Source organism: Deltaproteobacteria bacterium GWA2_45_12 (genome assembly GCA_001797365.1).
Lineage (GTDB): Bacteria > UBA10199 > UBA10199 > UBA10199 > UBA10199 > UBA10199.
Window position 1 is genome coordinate 19,589 of record MGPH01000041.1, and the last position, 2,089, is coordinate 21,677.

Annotated in this window: 3 pseudogenes (all running past the window's edge); all 3 read left to right on the forward strand. The window is 48.3% G+C overall.

The features are described 5' to 3' along the window. A pseudogene (locus tag A2048_03690) lies at positions 1–12 on the forward strand (hypothetical protein) (it extends 1,251 nt beyond the left edge of the window). Continuing rightward, positions 1–1,210 (forward strand): annotated as a pseudogene (locus A2048_03695) (hypothetical protein) (it extends 38 nt beyond the left edge of the window). The pseudogenes A2048_03690 and A2048_03695 overlap by 50 nt, the downstream one beginning before the upstream one ends. A gap of 478 nt (positions 1,211–1,688) precedes the next feature. Then, positions 1,689–2,089 (forward strand): annotated as a pseudogene (locus tag A2048_03700) (hypothetical protein) (it continues 738 nt past the right edge of the window).

Genomic DNA, 2,089 nt, shown 5'->3' on the forward strand with positions numbered 1-2,089 from the left:
TACGGGAAATGATATCACCCTTAATTGCGGGGGGGATGTCACTTTGGCCACCAGTGGTTATGCCGCCACTACAAGATTATTCAATTGGTCCGGCAATGGGGGAACCATCAACAACTGCATCATCGACGGTGAGAACACGGGCGTTGCTGTGCGGACGACGGGTGATAATTTTACTCTGCAAAGCTCCACTGTTTATGGATTTACCATTGCGCTTTTGGGAGAGAGTGTCGATGCACTTACCGCCGATGAAAGTATTTTTGGTTTGCGGCTTCGGATTTTATCCAACCCCAATGACTACAACATCGCTCTTGTCGATGCGACCAACGCCATCCTGACGGATAATTACATTGCAACGGCGAGCGAGATTGGGTTGCTGGTTAACGGCGGAGACGGGCTTACCATTAGCGGTAATAATATCGGAGCCAATCTCAGCGGAACGCGGGCTTTTTTAACGGGAGGTGTTCAAGACATCGGGGCGCAATTTCGTGCCTATACAACATCCCCTGATACCGACGGGATTATTCCTGCCTCGACAACACAGTTAATTGATGATGCCACCTTAAGCAGCAACAATTTTTGTTACAACAATCAAAATCTCGATATTAACGGGAGTACGGTCGATGTGGCGGTTAACAGCAATAATACTTTTTGTTCCCCCGTTGTGGCCATCAATGAAATATACACGGTCCAAAATGGGGCCAATGGCGCGTTGGAAACACCAACCAATCTTACCTTTTCTTTAAGCTCTTGCGGTGCCGGGGAAACTTGCACGGTTTCTATTTCGGGGACCATTCAAGCGGGGATGACGCTATGCGCTTCCTATACGGAATTAACCGATGAAGATTTGTCAGGAACAGCCACGTCAAGCCCTGCCAGCCAGAGCTTGTGCGCTATTCAATCCGATGTGATGGGGGCCATCGACGACACTTGTGATTTTACCTCGGGAAGCACGGCAGCGGGGTTCAATTTTTTTGCCACAGTTTCCAGCGCCACCGATTGCAGTGTGACCTCGGGTGCTTCGGATGAAGCGCAGGAACTTATTGATAGCACTGTTGTGGGAACCGCTCTTGATGATTCTGATAAGGGAAGCGGTTGCCAGCTTAAGCAAACCAGGGCCATCCCTATTACCGCTTTGGGTTTGATGATGATTTTATGGGGTGCAAGTCTTGTGGGAATGAAGAAAAAGACAGCTTTTTTAAAATTACGCTGAAGGATTTTGTTTGTCGTTTTTGTCTTTATCCTCGCCACTGATGCTGCTTTTAAAATTCTTGAAAAACTGGCCAATGCCCTTGCCTAATTCGGGCAGTCTTTTGGGGCCGAAAATAATAATCACCACGGCAACAATCAAAACAATTTCCCAGGGGCCTAAACGAAACATAAGTTTTCTCCTTAATGGGGATAACCTTAGGGTAGTCATGGTCTCCTGTCAAAACAAATTTTATCCTTCGACTCAACTCGGCCCCTTGGGGCCGAAATAAAATGATGGATAACCCTGAGCGATCCGCTGAAGGCGGAGAGTCGAAGGGTCGCTCAGATCAAACTCGGGGAGCTTGCCCCGAGTTTTTCATCCCCTACGCTCACGGTTTCAGGGCTTTTTAGCTTAATTCCTATGACCTTGAGTTTGCTTGGGGTGTTTACAGCAAAAAAAAATTGAAGAAACGGGTTCCATTTTAAGCTATCCTATTTTCATGACTCCTTTTGATCCTTTTAACACAGACCCCTTTTTTTTGGATGTTCAGAAAAATTTTGAAGAAGTAGCCCATCGCATCGGGTGTGATAAAAACATCATTCGTCGGCTCCGCTTGCCAGAGCGCACCTTTATGGTGACCGTGCCTTTTCGAAGGGATAATGGCCAAGTGGAAACGGTGATGGGGTTTCGCATTCAGCACAACGATTCGCTGGGGCCTTACAAAGGGGGCATGCGCTATAATCCCCATGTAAATTTAGGGGAAGTGGCGGCCCTGGCCATGACCATGACCTGGAAGTGCGCTGTGGTGGGGCTTCCTTTGGGTGGGGCGAAGGGGGGTGTTTGTGTGGACCCCACAGTATTAAGTCGCGCTGAGTTGCAACGTCTGACCCGGCGGTACAC